At 41.5% G+C, this 301-nt stretch carries 1 pseudogene; it reads left to right on the top strand.

What is annotated here, in order from left to right:
• A pseudogene (locus DNI29_RS24680) lies at positions 1-301 on the top strand (NAD(P)/FAD-dependent oxidoreductase); the annotation flags it as partial.

The following is a 301-nucleotide window of genomic DNA, read 5'->3' as shown; positions in this document are numbered from 1 at the left end:
ACCTATGGTTTTGTACCTCCTGTTTGGTCTGAGGAATATGAAAGTTTGTATTGGGAAGATGACGGAGGGAAAATTGCAATCCGGTTTTTGTATGGGAAATCAGATATGAAAATCAAAGGAGTGAATGCTTTTGGCTGGAGATTACGGCATGATTATTTTGATAAGGCCATCTCGGATGGTTGGATGTTCGAAAAAGTGCTGACCCACCTTAACAAATCAAGCTTCAATCCGGAGTTTTTCAAATCCCATCACAAGGCCGTCTTGGATCACTACAACAAGCAAAAAGGGAAATCCCTGAAGG

It is taken from the genome of Hymenobacter sediminis (genome assembly GCF_003231285.1).
GTDB classification, from domain to species: Bacteria; Bacteroidota; Bacteroidia; order Cytophagales; family Hymenobacteraceae; genus Hymenobacter; species Hymenobacter sediminis.
Note: the sequence above shows the minus strand (reverse complement) of the source record. Positions and strands in the feature narration are given on the sequence as shown.